This window comes from Candidatus Hydrogenedens sp. (assembly GCA_035361075.1).
Lineage (GTDB): Bacteria > Hydrogenedentota > Hydrogenedentia > Hydrogenedentales > Hydrogenedentaceae > Hydrogenedens.
The window spans coordinates 1-19,388 of sequence record DAOSBX010000022.1; the positions used below are offsets into that span (position 1 = coordinate 1).

General features: G+C 33.8%; 14 protein-coding genes and 2 tRNA genes. 4 read left to right on the forward strand and 12 right to left on the reverse strand.

Going from position 1 to position 19,388, the window contains the following annotated elements:
* The 12 genes from PLJ10_08095 to PLJ10_08150 all read right to left on the reverse strand — a co-directional run.
* On the reverse strand, nt 1-232 hold a 232-nt coding region (locus PLJ10_08095; protein ID HOK09610.1), incomplete at its 3' end, for a hypothetical protein.
* Between the two features lie 31 nt (nt 233-263).
* Nucleotides 264-1,829, reverse strand: a complete 1,566-nt coding sequence (locus PLJ10_08100) for a hypothetical protein (GenBank protein HOK09611.1) — start codon at nt 1,827-1,829, stop codon at nt 264-266.
* Nucleotides 1,826-2,578: a serine/threonine-protein phosphatase gene (locus tag PLJ10_08105; protein HOK09612.1), complete on the reverse strand. Its 753-nt coding sequence runs from the start codon at nt 2,576-2,578 to the stop codon at nt 1,826-1,828. Before PLJ10_08105 ends, PLJ10_08100 begins: the two co-directional genes overlap by 4 nt.
* Before the next feature lie 14 nt (nt 2,579-2,592).
* Nucleotides 2,593-3,051: an FHA domain-containing protein gene (locus tag PLJ10_08110; protein HOK09613.1), complete on the reverse strand. Its 459-nt coding sequence runs from the start codon at nt 3,049-3,051 to the stop codon at nt 2,593-2,595.
* A complete protein-coding gene (locus PLJ10_08115; GenBank protein ID HOK09614.1) occupies nt 3,038-3,631 on the reverse strand; it encodes a 4Fe-4S single cluster domain-containing protein in 594 nt (197 codons plus the stop codon). Before PLJ10_08115 ends, PLJ10_08110 begins: the two co-directional genes overlap by 14 nt.
* Entirely contained in the window at nt 3,628-5,448 is a 1,821-nt protein-coding gene (locus PLJ10_08120; GenBank protein HOK09615.1) for an AAA family ATPase, read from the reverse strand. Before PLJ10_08120 ends, PLJ10_08115 begins: the two co-directional genes overlap by 4 nt.
* A gap of 244 nt (nt 5,449-5,692) precedes the next feature.
* Nucleotides 5,693-7,504, reverse strand: coding sequence for a glycoside hydrolase family 127 protein (locus PLJ10_08125; GenBank protein HOK09616.1), 1,812 nt, complete (start codon nt 7,502-7,504; stop codon nt 5,693-5,695).
* Between the two features lie 129 nt (nt 7,505-7,633).
* Nucleotides 7,634-9,454 (reverse strand): glycoside hydrolase family 127 protein, encoded by a 1,821-nt coding sequence (locus PLJ10_08130; GenBank protein HOK09617.1) that lies wholly within the window; start codon nt 9,452-9,454, stop codon nt 7,634-7,636.
* A 75-nt stretch (nt 9,455-9,529) separates the two neighbouring features.
* A complete protein-coding gene (locus tag PLJ10_08135) occupies nt 9,530-11,233 on the reverse strand; it encodes a hypothetical protein (GenBank protein ID HOK09618.1) in 1,704 nt (567 codons plus the stop codon).
* A gap of 39 nt (nt 11,234-11,272) precedes the next feature.
* On the reverse strand, nt 11,273-12,778 hold the full coding sequence (locus PLJ10_08140) for a hypothetical protein (protein ID HOK09619.1): 1,506 nt from the start codon (nt 12,776-12,778) through the stop codon (nt 11,273-11,275).
* 15 nt (nt 12,779-12,793) lie between these two features.
* Nucleotides 12,794-14,212, reverse strand: coding sequence for a hypothetical protein (locus PLJ10_08145; GenBank protein ID HOK09620.1), 1,419 nt, complete (start codon nt 14,210-14,212; stop codon nt 12,794-12,796).
* A 380-nt stretch (nt 14,213-14,592) separates the two neighbouring features.
* Nucleotides 14,593-14,668 (reverse strand) — tRNA-Asn (locus PLJ10_08150).
* A gap of 230 nt (nt 14,669-14,898) precedes the next feature.
* Between PLJ10_08150 and PLJ10_08155 the strand changes: the two genes are divergently transcribed.
* The 4 genes from PLJ10_08155 (at nt 14,899) to PLJ10_08170 (ending at nt 19,244) form a co-directional block, all read left to right on the forward strand.
* Nucleotides 14,899-14,990 (forward strand) — tRNA-Ser (locus PLJ10_08155).
* Nucleotides 14,991-15,028: 38 nt separating this feature from the next.
* Nucleotides 15,029-16,600: a hypothetical protein gene (locus PLJ10_08160; GenBank protein ID HOK09621.1), complete on the forward strand. Its 1,572-nt coding sequence runs from the start codon at nt 15,029-15,031 to the stop codon at nt 16,598-16,600.
* Between the two features lie 251 nt (nt 16,601-16,851).
* A complete protein-coding gene (locus PLJ10_08165; protein HOK09622.1) occupies nt 16,852-17,778 on the forward strand; it encodes a DUF1559 domain-containing protein in 927 nt (308 codons plus the stop codon).
* Nucleotides 17,779-17,834: 56 nt separating this feature from the next.
* Nucleotides 17,835-19,244, forward strand: a complete 1,410-nt coding sequence (locus PLJ10_08170; GenBank protein ID HOK09623.1) for a sulfatase — start codon at nt 17,835-17,837, stop codon at nt 19,242-19,244.
* Nucleotides 19,245-19,388 lie beyond the last annotated feature (144 nt).

The window sequence follows — 19,388 nt, forward strand, 5'->3', positions numbered from 1 at the left end:
AAATATCCGCCTCACCTCCCCGCGCCGGCAACTCCTCCAAAACCTCATACCCTCGCAATTTATCTATCTTCATTTTACCCCTTTTACTCTCTTCGCTCTTTCGCATCGTTTCCTCTGTTATAACCTCTCTCTCTCTTATTACGGTCTTATCTGTGGAACTCACCGTCAGATTGGCGTCTTCTACTATCTCTTCATCCCTCTTCCGTTCTGTACGATCTATCTCTTCGAACATCTTACCTGCCTCCATTATTCTTATAATTATATTATACTTCTTTCTCTTTCGTTTTAGGTATCAAACCTTTTTGTTCTCTTTTAACTTTTGATATACCTTTCCTCTCTACATATATAATACCCACTTCTTCCGGTTCTTGCATCGCTTTTATCTCTATCGGATAACCTTCTTTATTCATCTCAACAATCGATTCTTTATACACTTTACACCATTTTTGGGCACTCTCTTTATCCATCTGCTTTTCATACTCACTAATATCTTGCTCTTCTACTTCTTTTACAAATCTCGTGATGATTTGGCCATCTTTATCAAATTTAACTTGTATTTTATAACTATTCCCTAAGGGAGTTTGTATTTCTATTATTTTATCTTCACCTATCTCCAAAATATTTCCTTTTTCAATTAGAGAATACCCTTTTGTTTCTAAGGTCTGCAAAAACTTTTCAAATATTCTTCTTTTTTCTTGCTTAATATTCTCAATTCTCTTTTTTTCTTCATAGGCATAAAATAATTGCCAAAACTCTTTCGATTCTATGTATTTTTTCTCTAACAAATTCTTGGCTAACTCTACTATAGTAGAGTCTTTTATATTCTTATCTTCTAACATTGCACTTATTTCTTCCTCGTATACTTTAGTATAGTAATATTTCTCTTTTATGTCACCATAAACAATTTTAATTTTATCTCTGACATTCCTAAGTATTTCGATATTATCCTTTCCTAAATATTCACTCATTTTTTCCCTAAGATTATTACATTCATCAGGATCTATTCTCTCAAGCATTGATAAATATTTTTCTACTTCTTGCTGAAGAATTTCTTTTTTGTTTTCTATCTTTTCCTTTTCTTCTTTTTTTTCTTTTGATAGTATTTTTGTAACTGAATAATTCTCATTATCCAAATTTAAACTCATTAATTCTTCAAGTAAATTCTTTGATAAATTAATTTCTTCCATCGTTTCTTGTAACTTTTTTATTTTTTGCGGTATATTTAATGACCTATCATCTTTCAATTTTTCTATACTTGCGATTCCTTTTCTAATTTTTTTGTGAATGTTTCCCTCTCCTTCTTGGATTGTTATTTTCTTTATTTGTTCTTTTGTAAAATTATACTTTTGAATGTACTCTACAAAGCTTTCTAATTTTTCTTTTAAATGCGCTAAATCTGTTAAGGATAACTTGTTTAACATATCTATCGAAGTTTTTATCTTATTTACCTCAATGAATTGAGTTTGTCCTTTTATTACTTCCCAATACCTCAATATATCAAAAATCTTTTTATCTTTAATCTCTTTTATTATCTTCTTTACCCGTAAAGAACGTTTATTAAATTCATCTATTTTCTTTTCATACCATTTTTCATAGCCTGAAGCAAGAATTCTTTCATATGTGTGTTCTTGTAAAATCTGATTTTTCATTCTGACCAAAGAATCATATTCTTTTTTAATTTCCTCAGAATATATTTCTTTTCCACCAATAGTCTTGTGAATTTCCTCGATCATATGTAAAAGATCCTCAGAAAGTAATTTGTGATTATGTTCATAAATTTCTTTTTCATTGGCGAAAGAAATCCCCCATGACACAGTTATTGAACTCATAATCTTACCTCCATTAAAATAATGCTGATATTATCTTTATCGCCTTTTTCGATTGTTTTCTGGAATAGAGAGACGGCTCTATTTCCGTTTTGCATATTAATACAATTTTCCATTTCACTTTCATCTAAAACATCCCAAAGGCCATCAGAACATAGTAAGAAAGTTTCTTCATTAGATAATCTTAATTCACGGTAATAAATTTCGAGCGAATTACTATCTGTTTTACTTGAAAGAGCACAGGTTAAAACACTACGTTGAGGATGAGTTCTCACCTCTTCATAAGAAATAATTCCTTGCTCCAGCAACTTGCCTACAACAGAGGTATCTTTGGAAACTTGCTGAAGGAAATCTTCGTTTTTCCTGTAAATACGACAATCTCCAACATTAAAAACATGTGCTGTATTGCCTTCCAGAGATAAACCTGCTACAGCAGAACCTATTTCCAACGAATCACAATTCTTTTCCGCATATAAATGGAGTTCCTCATTGGCTTTGATTAAAGTAGAAAATATATTTTCCTTCGAATTCATTGGGTTTTGGACAAGGGTTTCAAGAACAATCTTAGCAGCAATTTCTCCGTACATTGCTCCTCCCATTCCGTCTGCAACAATAAATAGGGCTTTTTCTACATTTGTCATTATCTTCTCGCCATTTGCGTCCATAAAAATCTCCCCATTAATAAGAATAGAATCTTCATTATTTTCCCTTTGAGTTCCTCTATTACATATATACGAAACTTTTATATCCATACAAAATACCCCTCTTACATTCCTTCTATTATTTTAATATCCACATCCTGAGATAAACTTACTACATCCTTCGGTTTTATTTCGTATTTTGTTCCTGGATTTATTTTTTGATTATTAAGATATGTATAATTAGAGCTATTCAAATCCTGGATATACCACTTATTATTCTCAAAAATAAATGTAACATGTTTACGTGAAATTGTTTTATATTTCTGGAGCAGTTCTTTACACTTACAATGTCTACCTATAATATCTCCATTATATATTTTTATGCTATCATTGTGATTTTCAAATTGAACCAACAAACAAGGATTTTCTTTAGTTTCCTCTTGTAGAACATTTGTAGGTTTTTCACTAGCTAAATCAGTATTTAGTGGACTAAGTGAAGAAATATCTGTCATACAAAAATTGCAAATTATACTCTCTGCTTTATTTTCTGCTTTACAAGCGGGACAAATCTTAATTAATGGCATCTTTTATCTCCTGTGTATCTTTTTGAAAAGGAATACCAACCACAAAGGTCCCTTGTTTTCCTTCAACAAATTGCAAACTTCTATTTTTCTCTTTTAATCCATAAGATTCATAAAGTTCTTTTAATTCTGGATTAAAAATATACATATTTTGATTTCCTGAACCTTTCCATATAGCAGATGTTTCATTCTTTTCCATAAAAGGTCCATCTATTAATATATCAATATAATATAAAATATCAGGATATTTTTTATCTAAGACAGTATATGTGTAACCTGAATAAACAAGAATATCATTATATCTATATTTTCTCGCCATTTTAAGTAATTTCAAGAGTGCTTCTGGTTGGTCGAAAGGTTCACCACCTGAAATAGTAAGTTTTCCATACTCATTTTTTAAGTAACTTTCTATCTCTTTCCATTTCATTTTATATTGTGGGTCAAATTCCCAACTATGATTTGCTATACAGCCTTTACATCGGATTGTGCATCCCTGGAACCAGATACCTAAGCGTTTTCCTGGACCCAGTGTAAAAATTGGAAAATAAATTAACTGTATTAAAGGTGTAATTCTTCTTTTCATTGAATCTTCAATACCCACTCATCTTGGTTCTCAACTATATCTAATATCTCAATTTTCATTCCTGGTTCTGGTTTTATTCTAATTAAAGATTGGGATAAAGGATTAATAAACACTTCTTCAATTTTATTTCCAATACCCCGTCCTCCCATAGAAAGATCTGAACATACAATAGTTTTTATTTTTTCTATTGTTTCTTCGTTAATAACCGGAATAATTTTATGAGTATCTTCTAATTTAAATAACACATTTTCAAACATTTTTCTAAATATAAGTTCTGCCCCTCGTGGACGAATAAAATCAAAGACCGCTATATTTTCGCCTATCCTATTTAATATTTCGGGCCTAGAAATTCTAAACTTAAAAAAATCTCCTATGGCTTCCAGAATACTTTTTTCTACTTTTTCATATTCCATATCGGGATTAATTCTTTGAATCTTTTCTCCCCCAGGACCTATATCATAAACACCAAGATTAGATGTAAATACAATTAAAGCCTCTGAAAAATAAACAGTTTCTCCACGACCGGATGTAAGCCTTCCGTCATCGAGAATTTGTAAAAAGATATCAAGAATTTTGGGATGTGCTTTTTCAATTTCATCAAAAAGAACAACTGTAAACGGATTTTGTTTTATAGAATTTGTTAATTCTCCACCTACATCATAGCCTACATAGCCCGGAGGAGCACCTAATAATCTTTGGTCGGAATGTTCATGACCAAACTCAGACATATCAAATCGAATATATGCTGTTTCACTTCCGAATATAACTTCCGCTATTGTTTTAGCTAATTCTGTTTTTCCTACTCCTGTAGGTCCTGCTAAAAACAAAATACCTTTGGGTTTTTGGGAGTATCTTGAAAATTGTGCCCCTGAAAGATTATAAAATGAACGCCGAACTATGTCGACTGCTTTTTTTACCGCCCTTTTTTGTCCTTTTACTCTATTCTCTATCAATTGTTCCATTTGTTCAATTTTGGATAATTCAATTTTTGCCCATGGATTTTCTATCACTCCTATTTTATACCTACGGATGGCTTCACCTATTTCTGCCAACGTTAATTTCTCTCTTCTGGCAAGTGAAACAATAGATATTATCTCTGTCCCTTGCATTTTAGATGTTTGATCCACAAATACTCCTATTATGTCTTTTTGTTTATTTCCATCTAAATTTTTAAACTGGTCGTCCTCACCTACAATTGAATTAATAATCTGGTTTCGAACTTCATTATCAGGTTTGGGAATACTTATTGTTTTAAGTTTGGGATTCTCAATAGTAAACCATGAAGGAATATCGTTTTCTTTTTCTAATATCCAGAATATTAAGTTATAACGAGGATAATTAGAACCCATTAGCTTAGGAAAAGTATTTAGGCACAGGCGAAACATCTTATAATAAAACCCATTCAGGTGGGCTTGTTCTCCTATAACCTCAGCAAAACGAGAAGAAAAATTCAGGATTATTGCCGATGGATGTCTATCATTAGTTACAATTTTTTCAATAATTTCATATCCATTAGATAAAGTAGCGTTATAAAACTTATCTTTACATATATCAACCCCAGTAATTTCTTTAATTAGAGAAGTCTCCCCTTCTATCAATTTAAACCCAAATAATGGTTCATAATTCAAAAATATTGAATATTGCTCCTCTTGTTTTAACAAGTTTGCAATAAAATTAGATAATGTTAATGTTACTACTTTTGTTTCACCTTCAGTCGTTAAAGGGAATGGGTAAATATCATAAATATTTCCATGCAAAACAAATTGATTTTTTACAGACAAGAACCTTATTATTTCTTTCGCCCACTTTTGTAACATATTATTCTCCTTAATATATTTATTAACTTATATTTATCACTACCTTAAAAATATACACAAAATCTTTGAGTAAATTCTATTTGAGATACAAATAAAAAATATAATTATAAAGGAAGAAAGAAAAAATTTTTTATATAGATATTATGTAGAATTGCGGAATATTTTCAATGACAGAACAAAAAATTAAAACAAACCACTCTCAATAAGTATTCATAATGAAAAAATTTTTAATTACTTTCACCAATTACTTCCATATATTCATACCCAAGAATTCATCGTTTTCTATCAATGGGTCTTCGGGATTAGGAACATGGAAGTATGTTATTTCTCCATCGGGGTCAGAAAATTCTGTCAGAACAATGTTATCATAATCATACTTGGCATGCGGATACCATGTGGTAGTTCTCCAGCCCTTTACTTTTAACATTAATCCATCTTCTCTGATTGAATCGTCTCTGAATGGTCCTTCTACGGTATTAAGGTCTATGGTTATTGCTCTTATTGGTACTTCTTTGAGATAGGGGTTTTTGACTGTGCTCATGCAAAACACAACAGGTCCATACATCAATGCACATCTCCCCGCCTGCACCTGGACCCCTTTAATAAATCTTACTTTCATATCTAACGACAACTCTATGACATCATCTTTTTTCCACTCCCTTCTAATCTCATACCACGAACCATCACTAATTCTTTCTGTTGACACTTTCTCTCCGTTTACCATAACTTCAAATGTCTTGCACCATAAAGGAATACGAAGAAATATTGAAAACACTTCGGGGTTCGATGGATTTACAGATAGTTTTACTTTACCATCACTCGGATACCGTGTGTCCTGTGCAATTTCCAAATTGGTATTCTTCAATTTCATATTCGCTTTAGACTGAGTATATAAACTAACATAAATTCCCTTTTCCCCAAGGTAATATACCATGCATGGAATATCCGCTATCATTCTTCTATAATTACAAGGACAACAGTAATTATCCTGGTCGAAATATACTCGCTTACCTTCAAACGGCGTGTAATATCTTATTTTTCTTCCATCTGGTGACTGAGCAGCAAAAAGTGCATTGTAAATAGTGCGTTCCATTAAATCGGCATACCTTGAATCATGAAACCACCTTAATAATTCATCCCACCATCTTATTAAATAAGCAGTTGCACAGGTTTCACCTAAGTTTGCTATCCCCTCTTGTGTATCGTGCCAGCATTCATGTTGACCGGATGTGCCAGTAATAACCAATCCGTTCCCTTTCAACAGAAAATCCATTACTCGCTTTGATGGTGTTAATAAATCCTCATCGGGTTCTATTCTATAAAGTTTCTGCTTTTCCATACATCGTTTTATATAAGTATATACATGTCCTTCCACTTTCCCCCATCTACCCTTAACAATTGGCATGTCCCATTGAGGTAGTCGCATATAATCTTTTACAAAGTTAAGATATTTAGTATCTTTCGTCTCCTCATATAAACTTAACATGGCATCTTCGACACCTATTGTTCCCATTTCCCAGCATAAATCACCGGGGGCAGGTATTCTGCCGGGATATGGACTCATTTTTTCTATAAGGTAATCGCCTGCTCTTTTCGCTCCATCAAAAGCCTTTTCGTTATCAAACAATCTATACTCTGTAAGTAACCCCAAAATAATATAACTTATCTCTGCAATATCCCACAATGTCCATACTCTGCATTCTGGTTTCAAATAACCGATATATCCATCCGGCTCTTGTAGTCCTAAAATGGTATTCACTATATACTCCTTCTTCTTTATTACGTTGGGGTCATTCGTATATTTGGCAAATTTTGCAAATGCGTCTATGGTCTTACCCATTCCAACATATCCATCACAATCCTCTTTTTTTCGGAAATCGTCAAGAAAAAATTCATCAATATCTATAACCATTGAATTATTATAAATTGTTGTCTGCATTCGTCTACCGAACTCTCCTCCTACTTTAATAGAATCTATTGGGATTTGGGATAAAAAAGCATCTTCAGCTACACAAAGCGAACTTATAATACAAAAAACACTAACACTTATAATCATATATAGTCCCCTTCTATAAAAAGTTTAAATATATTGGTGAATCTCGATATGGGTAATAAATATCTAAAAGTCAATCTATACTCAAATTCAGGAGGTAAAACCTAATAGATTATTTTAAAATTGTATTTGCTACTTTATTGAAAGGTCAAATCCTATAAACTCATCCTGCTCAAACAATGGGTCTTCGGGATTAGGAACATGGAAGTATGTTATTTCTCCGTCGGGGTCAGGGAATTCTGTCAGAACAATGTTCTCATAATCATACTTTACAAGTGGATACCAGCTGAGTGTATTCCAGCCTTTTACTGTAAATTTTAAGCCACCTTTCCGCACAGTATCATCTGGAAATGGTCCTTCTAAAGTCTTTGGGTCAATAGTAAGGTTTCTTAAATCTTTATCTTCAAGTGCAGGATTTGATTTTTTGCTCACACAGAATACCTGCGGTCCATACATAACAGCAACTCTACCTGCTTGAGCCTGAACTCCACGGATAATACGCGTCCTAATCCCCAAGTCAATTTCAAGTACGGAACCTTTTTTCCAAGAACTTCCTATTGCCAATATACCCCCTGCTAAATCATCCTTTACTATCCAATCTCCGTTATCTATCCTTGTTTTGATTTCTTTACACCAGGAAGGAACACGAAATGATATAGGAAAAGCCATCTCTTTTGGAATTTTGCTGATTTTAATTTTCACAATCCCATCTGATGGATAATTTGTCTCTTGTTCTATTTCGATAGGGGTATTATCAACAGTTAAACTGGCTTTTGAAGGGGTAAATAGGTTTATATAAATGGATTTATCGTTTGTGTAATATATCATCTGAGGCAATTCCGAAATTATCCTGCGGAAGTTACATGGACAGCAATAAGAATCCTGGTCAAAATATACTCGTTTCCCTTCAAATGGCGTATAGTAGCGGATCTTTCGACCATCTAACGATTGAGCACCGAATAAGGCGTTATAAATAGCACGCTCCATTAAATCGCCAAATTTTGGATTACCGGTTTCTCTTAACCATTCATCCCACCATCGGATTAAATAAGCAGTCATGCATGTTTCACCGAGATTACAACTTCCCTCTTGCGTATCGTGCCAGCATTCGTGCTGTCCGCATGTGCCGATTATAACCAGTCCATTATTCTTTAATATAAAATCGAGTACTTTACTGCTTGGTTTTAACAGGTCCATATTTGTTTCGATACGGTTTAACTGCATTTTTGCCATGCATCGTTTCAAATGAGCATAGGCATGCCCCTGTATGGTCCCCCATCTGCCTTTTATAATCGGTCCATCCCACTGGTCTAATTTCATGTAGTTTTTAACGAAATCTAAATATTTTGCGTCTTTTGTATCCTCATACAAGCAGAGCATTGCAGTTTCAACGCCAGTGGTACCCATCTCCCAGCATATATCACCATCGCCGGGGATGCGTCCCGGGTATGGGCTCATATTTTGAATGAGATAATCACCGGCTTTCCTGGCTCCTTCTAATGCAGATTCATCACCAAAGAACCGATATTCCATCACAAGCCCATAGATTATGTAGGCAATCTCATGTATATCCCAAAGTCTCCACACACGAGCACCTTCCTTAAATAAACCGATATATCCATCTTTTTCCTGTGCATCAAGCAATGTTTTAACAACATGATTTTTGCGTTCAATTACCTTTGGGTCGTTGGTGTATTTAGCAAATCGAACCAACGCATCAATAGTCTTGCCTATTCCAACATATCCACCTTCACCATTTTCCTTTTTTATAAATGGTTCTAAAAACTCACCATCAATATCCATTACCATTGTATTGTTATATATCGTCATATCTATTCGTCTGCCCATTTCGCCACTGACTTTAACTGCATCCAGAGGAATCGGCTTGAACATATCCTCAAAAGCACCCATTGTCATCAAAACAAACATCAACGAAATACTCATAAAATCCATATACTTCTCCTTTCTTGTAAATCTATTTTCATTAAATGATTATTTTAACATATCAATATTTTTTCTTATCAATCATTAAATATTCATAATAACTTTAAAGAATGTTACTACTGCAAAACTATAAACCGCATTAAATAAAAACATCGTTAGGAAATATAAAGAAAAGCCTGGGATTCTAATTTTGACTGGATGCTCCTTTGCAATATTTCTTATTTCTTTAGGTATCGTTAAACGGCGATATAGATATATCAAAAAAATGACTATGCAGAATAATAGGACATGGATACCATAAAGGAAACCTAAAACAATGAGAGTAATTTTCCATGGGCGGGTTTTATCTTTGAAACATATCATTCCAGCAATAATACTCATAATCATAGTGACAATTGCATAGAAAATAATATGAAAGTATAGTAACACAACAGAAGGAATTGTATATAGAGGTGATATAAAATAAAATAGTACTTTCATTGTAAGCGTGTCCGTCTTTAGCCACAGGTCGTCTTTAACTTCTTTTGGGTCTATAGAGTAATTCATATATGAAATCGCCTTGAAAATTGGCTGGGAAACATACTTTTCTAACGATTCTTGAACAGAAGTATTTTTATCTCCTGTGTCATTATCCATTCCTTTGAATGTATTTTTCTTTATCGAATCGGATGCTCTATCTCCATATAACTTCTCAATCTTTCTTTTTAGCGATAGCAACTGTCTTTTTGGTGCTGAAACAATTCTCGGCACATCCCGAATTTGTAGTAATTTAAAATTAACTAATTGATTATCTATTCTGAAATTATATGTATAATACATCATTTTTTTGTTTTTATCATTCATAACTTTAACAACATTATCAATGTAAATATTGACTGGAATTTTCTCTCCTGAATATAAATTGAGCAGTTTCTGTGGGAAAAATATTTGTTTTGATGGCATAGAATTTATTGTATAAAATGCATTTAAACATATTTTATCTGGATGTGGAGTTAACGCTTCTTTTTCTATTTCTAATTCTCTTTTTCTTTCCTCTTTCTGTATCACATCTGAAAATATTTCCATTCCTGGCATATCTAAAAGTTTCTTTCTTTCCTCACTTAGTCCAACCATTGCATCTGATAGTTCTGGCTTTTTTATATAAAAGTAATTAAAAACAATAGAAAAGTTTTTTGTAAAATATTCTTGTATTACCTCTTTTTCACTCTCAGACAATGTGTAATTTTTATCTTCAATATACTTGAAAAATTCCTCCTTTTTATCGGCAGAAAATGTACATGTCTCTAATGCTAATTTTGATGTAGTAGTAGGCGATTTCTTTTCTACAAGCAAACGATAAGACCTTTTATTTTGAGGACTAAATTCCTCCTTCATTTCTAATATATCATTTACCGATACAAAATGGGCATGTGACCCTGTGTAAAGGGAAACGAGGATTCTATAAAATGTGCTCATTTCATCAGACAAAACATAATAATTGTAGGGATAATCAAAACTATTCACCAAATCAACAGGAATATCTACATTAGTAACTGGAACAGGGAATAACCAGATCCAACTTTCCGTTTTTCCTCGATTAAATTCGATGTACATTTTTGTTAATTGCATCTTATCATCTGGCAGAGTAATTCTCACATCAAATTTCAAATTAGAAATAGGTTCCCATACTTTCGTTTCCGGGTTATAACCCATGATAAGACCACATGCATAAATCGGCATAGAGGACACTATCGAAATAGTGAGTATCAGGATAACCTTTAAGGGAGTTATTATTTGTATTTTGTTCATAATTCATTTCCAATGTTTTATATTATTTTCATAATCTATTTAGAACAATTTTGGGACCTGTTTTTCTAATAAAGGATGGATATAAATAATGTATACGTTGTAAGGAATTATAAACATGAAAATAAGAAAAAGAATAGAAAATACTATATAAAATCTTTTCTTTATTGTGTACTCACTTGTTAAATATTTATATGGTTCATTATTTCCCTCTTCATCTTTTTCATATAGTTCATTGATTTTTTTCTCAAGCAAAGAATTCCCTTTTAAAACAAAACCAACAAGAGTAAAGCAATTAAACAACCCTAATTTTAATAATTCAATACATTCAGGTCGAACCCTTTTAGGAATGGCTATAATACCCGCAAATAAACTACATAAACAGGAGACAGCGATAAAAACTATAACATATATAGGGAATACCCAGAATGTGAACCTGTGGATTAACATCACTTCCGGGGGAGCACCTTTATTAAAATATAAATCTTCTATAAAAGAACTTGGCTTATCTGATATATGTATTCGAGTAACAGGCATATTCCTGATTGTTTTAGTTCCATAAAAAGAAGCATATTCAGATGGAACTTCATATTTTCCCTGATTCACAAAATAATTTACCTGGGGTTTTATTTTCATCTTTCCCATATCGCAAGTAACAAAGCCTTTAATAAAAATATAAATTGGGATATTTAAATCTTTATAAACACGGGTCAGCTTTAGCGGAAAATAGATTCTGTCTGTCTTGAACTTTATAAAGACTTGAAGCGGATGCTCAATCTGTAAAAACTCTCTACCTATATATATATTATTTTGATTTGTGCTTCCGGTTTGTTCAAAATAAAATCGTTCTAAATCTGACGCCCATGAAATTACAAAGGAAAATTTTTGTCCTATATACGATTGAATAATATTCTTTACATCATCAGGAAAATTTAGTCCTTTGCTTTTTAGATATGTTTCCAATGCATTTCCATCACTTGCTGTAATTAACTCTGTAGTTAACCCTAATTTTTCCACGTGTTTATGGACTTCTACACTTCCTTCTCCTAACATTTGTTCCATAAAGCCTTTATCCGAATATTCTTCATAATTTATCTCTCGTGTACGGAATAAATCATGCGTAGGAAATAATAAAAGAAAAGAAGGATAAACCTGCGACATTAAAGTAATAAGATTTAATGTAAACAATCTCTTACGGAGTAATTCTTCAACTGTTTTCCCTTTTTTTGGAAAAAAGAAGTCCTGCATCACATCAATCTCTATATCCTCGGGTTTTGACGGAACAGGGAAAATCCACACCATACCTCCTGGTGTTTCACCTTCTTTCTTCTCACTCTGCAATACCACATTCAGTATTAAATGTTCTTTTCCATTCTCATAATTAATGTACCCTATTTGAGTGTTTTCTCTAACTATTCTCAGAGGATATTGCATATATTTATCATACATGTAAGCAACCCCATCTGCATGTGCATGAGTAATAACCCCTGTAAAAAAAATATTCAGGGTTAAAAATATGCTTAACAAATATTTATTAGCCATTCTCATATTATTTCTTCCTCTTTATGATGTATATAAACTATAGTTCGTTAATAACAACTTTAAAATATGTATTGAGACTAAAGAAAGGAAAAGGAAAATTAAAACGAACCACACATAAAATTTACGCTGGATATTATAGTAATAAATAGCATACCCTGCATTTTCTACCATTTCTTTTATTTTCTCATCAACGTTGGGAACATACTTGGAGATTATTCTATAGGTTAACAAAATAAAACCGACAAGTGTCAGACAGTTTAATAACCCTATAACAAAAAGTACTTTTTTAGGGGGCGCAATTCTCTTGTTAAATGCAATCATCCCTGCCAACAAACTGGAAATACAGGAAAGAATAAGGTAGTAAATAACAGCAATGGGAATAAACCATTTTATCAGCCAATAGATAACAGTGATTTTTAACGGAGCTTTATTATGAAACCACAAATCATCTGTATATTTTGATGCCTCTTTATCTACAATTATCTTTGAATAAACTAAATTTTTGATATTATCTTTCCCTCCATAAAATGAGACATAGTCTTTCATTGGAGAGTAATTCTTCAAGTAATAATAGTCAGGATTTATATTAAAAGGAAGGTTTCCCTTTTCAGGTGTAACAAAACCCATTATATATAATCTAATTGGGATTACTTCATATCCGTACACACTCGTTAACCTCAAAGGATAATACACTTTCGGAGTTTTAAAAGTAAGATAAATACTAATCGGCTTTTTTATCTCTCCATACTTTAGCTCTTCCAAATCTCTTACCCGCTGTACTTTATAAAACATAGATATATCCGAAATCCATGTTACGACAAAAGAATAATGCTTTCCTATATATGTTCCTATAATTTCCCTCGCATTATCAGGAAAATTTAGCCCCTTCTCACGAAGATATTCTTCAAATTTTACCTCATCTTTTGCTGTAATCAACTCACTTGTTAGCCCCATCTTTTCAACAACTTCATGAACAGTAATCCGCTCCATATTTTTATATGTTTTACCACCTCTTCCCCTCATCAAAAGTGGCGGGAGAAATGCCAATGGATAAATTTGTGTCCCTGCAAAAATAGAAGCGGTCTGATAAAAACGCATTTCTAATGTATCATGTAATTCTATAGCCATCGAAGGCGTCGAAAAATCTTTTACAATATCTAACTTAATATCCTCAGGAGAAGAAGGAACAGGAAATATCCATACTCCCTTTCCTTTTTGCCCATCCTCCCCTTGTATCTTAACAGCCAGTAACAAATGTTCATAGGTCCCATCATAACTAATAATACCAACCTGCTGATGCTCTTTCACTAAACTAAGCGTTGGAGAGTCCGTATTCAGGAAAATCCCTCCATCTGCAAATCCAAAAAATGAACATACAAAAAAACATAAAAGAAATAGCCCACTTTTAAAAATTATCTCCTTATCCCTAATCCTTTTCATCACTTTTCTTCCTCACTTAACATTTAATTTTTTCGTCCCCCTGAAAAAATTATACTAAAACTACTCCCTTCTGCCAAGGATAATTTAACTTTACTTATAAAAAAATATTATCAAAGGGAGAAGAACATAATAGATTAAAAAAAATTGAAACCACTATTAGGAAATGTAAAGGAAAAATGAACCTGCACTAATCACCCATATTACCAAATCCTTCAAACTAAATTATCCCCATATTCAAATTGAGAATGTAAAAACTTATATGGGTACTATTCCATTCCAGAAACAACACCTTCTTGATAATTAAAAAAGTAGCAAAATTAACCCTTCTTGTGGTTATTAAGAAAAGATAGGAGTATCAGGGCAACATTAGATAAAAAAAATGGCTCCGCGAGCTGGACTCGAACCAGCGGCCCGGTGGTTAACAGCCACCTGCTCTACCTCCTGAGCTATCGCGGAACCGACGGAGTATTATAATATCAGAAACAACCGTTTTTTTTCAAACAGTATAAAATATTATGCTATTTCAGGAAAGAACTAAAAAAAGCTGTCCCTCCATCGTCAATTAACAACCTATGTTTATTTGAGTAGTTTATCATTATGGATTATCTTATCAATTCCATTATTTGACTTTGACAATTATTGTTTGGAAGTAAGTTTTTTATTATGTTATAATTTTTCTGCTTAGCGGAGAGGTGACCGAGTGGCTTAAGGTGGCGCCCTGCTAAGGCGTTGTACGGCTTAAACCGTACCGCGGGTTCAAATCCCGCCCTCTCCGCCAGTTTTTATTATAATCTGAATGTCGGGAAAGGGGACAAAATGAAAATTTCCCGTCGTTGTTTTATTGGGTCTTCGTTAGCAGGGTTAGGTCTTTTCTACTCTTTTAATTCTATTAGTGAAAAAATATCCTCCTCGTTGCGTAAATATCATGTCTCGGTTTCAATTGATGCATTAGAACATGAACCAGAACTTTTTGAAATTTTCAAAAAAGTAGGGATTTCTGCTATATGGATTGGTGGATATTTTTATGGGCATTGGTATTATAAACCAGAAGCAATTCGGGCATGGAAAAACAAATTCGAGTCTGTCGGAATACCTGCTTATGTAATTAATGTCCCTCTCGGACATCCAGGTGATTCATTGGGTAGTTATTCAGGGGATGTTCCACTAACCCCACCGACACAATGGAAACCCGGGGTTAGTTCTGATATGAAGATGTATGCAGGGACTTCACTTCATCCGCCTGCAACTGAAGAGAATGCAAAGGCTTTAGAGGTATTAAGCAGTCATGGGATTAAAAAGGTGTTTTTGGATGATGATTTCCGTTTAGCACGAAGTCCAGGTATGATTGGCGGGTGTTTTTGCAATGAGCATAAAGAGGCTTTTTTGAATAAATATGGTTATAAAAATTCGGATTGGGAAACTCTTATTGATTCGGTTCAAAAACGAAACTTAACAGGAATTTTAAGAGAATGGATAGAATTTACCTGTGATGAATTGACTACCTGTTTTCACACATTAGAGAAACGAGCCCCTGAAATTGAACTGGGTATCATGGTAATGTATATGGGGAGTGAAAAAGCAGGCATACGCCTGAAAGATTATCAGGGGCGTTTATTCCGTGTCGGAGAACTTATGTTTGACGACAATAGTTTTGGTAGTGTTAAAGGGAAATGCAACGAACTATTTAGTGCCTTATTCCACCGTTGCTTTACAGAACCTGAGAAAACATTTAGCGAAACAACAGCATTTCCAGCAGATAAATTGTCTGCAAAAAACATGTGTGCCAAATTAGTCATCTCTACGATTGCAGATGTGCGGAACACAATGTTCATGAGTGGAATTCAACATTTCCCTAAAACACACTGGGATGTCCTCCCTGATGAAATGAAAAAACAAGCCCGATTTCATGAAGTCATTGCGGGACATAAACCCGTCGGACCTCTAAAACATTATTGGGGAGAAAAAAGCAGATATGTAAGTGATGATAATCCATATAGTTTGTTTTTATCGTTAGGGATTCCGTTTGAAGTGGTTGAAGAACCTACCCATGAGGGCTGGATGTTTATCAATGATTATGATATGAATAATCTCCCACAAAAGGAATGTGTGTATATCTCACGTGTGAAAAAAGATAATTGCTTGGAAATTCCTGAGAACTTGAATACTCTCTTCAAATTTAAACAGTCGATTCTTCCACAAATAAAGCATATACCGCATATTATTGATGAAAAACCTGTGGTTTGTGCATGGTATCCAACAGTGAAGAAAGTTTTGATATGGAATTTGTCAGAAAATAGAGAGGAACTTACGCTAAAAAGAGATGATAAAACAATGAATTTCTTCCTATCAGGTCTTGAATCATTATTGTTAGATGACCTATCCAACTAATATACCTTTTATCTTCAATTAAAAAATTCACCATCCTAATATACTCTTTGATTCTGTATGCTAATAATGCAAATCTCACAATATTTTTTTGTACAACACAAATTAATACTTTAATTTTATATGACAATAATTATTAATATTCAATTTCCTACTTGACAAATATATATTTCTATGTTATTATAGATTATGGTAATCGTTTTACCAATTTTAATAAATATCATTATTAACTTTTAATTAAAGGAGACTAAAACATGTCTAAAAAAGGTTTTACTCTCATTGAATTACTTGTTGTCATCGCTATTATCGGTATTCTTGCGGCGATATTATTGCCAGCTCTTGCTCGTGCCCGTGAAGCGGCACGTCGTTCCAGTTGCCAGAACAACCTCAAACAATGGGGATTGGTCTTTAAGATGTATTCCAACGAAGCCAAAGGAGAACGGTTCCCTCGTTTATGCGCGTATTATGGAAACCTTGTAGATTGTAATACAGCAGGATTTCCTGTAACTCATACTAACACTCTAAGAATTTCTGTAGGTCCTTATGTCCCTTCTATATTTCCGGAATATTTAACTGACCCCAATATCACATTGTGTCCTTCGGATGCAGAAGCGAAACCAGGAGATTTAATTAATCCCATTACAAATGAGTCAGAATTCTACCTTGCATGCAATAACATGGAAAGAGGTATGTTCCGTATTGATACCAGTTATGCCTACTTAGGCTACGTATTGGACCGGTGTGAAGATACAGATGAGCAAATGAACTTGGGATTATTTGACCCCGAATATTCTGCTTATACAGGTCCCGCACAATTTGTAATGCTTGCAGCACAATTATATGCAGTACCTGAACCTGATGTACCAGCAAAAACAGACCAAGATATTAATGCCGGGGTACCTTATGGCAATGCCGGAACTGCAACGATATATCGGCTTCGTGAAGGGATTGAACGATTCCTTATAACAGATATTAATAATCCCTCTGCTTCAGCACAAGCGCAAAGTAGTGTATTTATCATGTTTGACCTTGTAGCAACAGCAACGCAAGGGTTTAATCACATACCCGGTGGCTGCAATGTGCTATATATGGACGGACATGTAGAATTTGTTCGTTATCCAGGCAAAGCACCGGTAAATCAGGGATTCGCTTGGGTAACTACCGCCGTTGGATTTTCATAATCCGCATATAATAACATAGTAAATAAAATTAAATTTAACAAATTACAGGTATAGAGATGGAGCGTAGAGATTTTTTAAAAAGGGCAGTGTTAGGTTTACTAACCTGCCCTACTGTTTATGCTTCACAAACGAAGCAGGGCAAAATAAAAAAAGCCTCAAAGCCTAAAGTGCCACAGAACTTCATCCTAATTCTGATGGACGATATGGGCTATGGTGACCTCAGTTGTTATGGAAATACTCAATATACAACACCGAACCTTGACCAGATGGCGAAGGAAGGGGTTCGTTTTACGGATTTTTATGCCTGTGCTCCTGTATGCACTCCGACGCGTGCTTCTGTAATGACAGGATGCTATGCTCAGAGAGTTGGTTTGCCTCGTGTTCTGGGGAATAGAGAACGGACTGGAATTAATCCCAATGAAGTAACCTTAGCAGAAGCATTAAAAGGTGCTGGGTATAATACTGCTTGTTATGGGAAGTGGCATTTAGGACATTTACAACCATTCCTCCCACCGAATCATGGCTTTGATGAATATTATGGTATCCCCTATTCTAATGATATGGGTCCAGATGAGAATGAACCCAATGCCCCTCCATTACCCTTAATAGAAAACTTAAAAGTAATTGAAGAAAACCCAGACCAATCAAAATTAACTACCGAATATACGGAGCGAGCCGTTAATTTTATTAAGAGGAATAAAGATAACAAATTTTTCTTATATCTACCTCATACAATGATGCATGTGCCTATTTATGTATCAAAGAAATTTGAAGGGAAATCAGGGGCTGGATTATATGGTGATACAGTTCTGGAAATTGACTGGTCTGTGGGTGAAATAATAAATACACTTAAAGAGACAGGACTCTCTGATAATACACTGGTTGTATTTACATCAGATAATGGACCATGGTTAATTTATGGAAATCATGCAGGAAGTGCAGGCCCGTTACGCTGTGGTAAAGCGACTACTTTTGAAGGAGGAATGCGTGTTCCTTGTATTGCATGGTCACCTCAATTTATCCCTTCAGGAAAAATTTGCAGTGAAGTAAGTGCTACGTTTGATTTCTATCCTACATTTGCCAAACTTGCAAATGCAGACTATCCTAAAACTGATTTTCGTGACGGGAAGAATACTTGGAATTTGTTTATAAAACCAGATATGAATTCTCCCCATCCTTTCTTCTTATATTATCTCCATAATGAACTACAAGCCATCCGTCAAGGAAAATGGAAACTTCATCTCCCTCACAAATACCAGGAACTTGATTTCCCAGGGAATGATAGAAAACGGGAAAAATATAAAGAAGAAAAGATTGAATTATCTTTATATGATTTGGAAAATGATATTTCAGAAAAAACGAATCTTGCAAATGAATATCCTAAAATAGTAGAACGGCTTAAAGGTATCGCACTTCGGTATGATAAAGATTTAAAAGCGAACATTCGTCCCTGCGGAAAAGTATAATTTATCATTACTTACCCTTATGAAAGAAAGAAGATAAATCACATAATTTTTAGTAAATTCTATCAGATTTATTTGATATTTTTACAATGACTTTAAACCGAAACGGGCTATCGAAAAGATTCGATAGCCCGTTATTTTTCTATA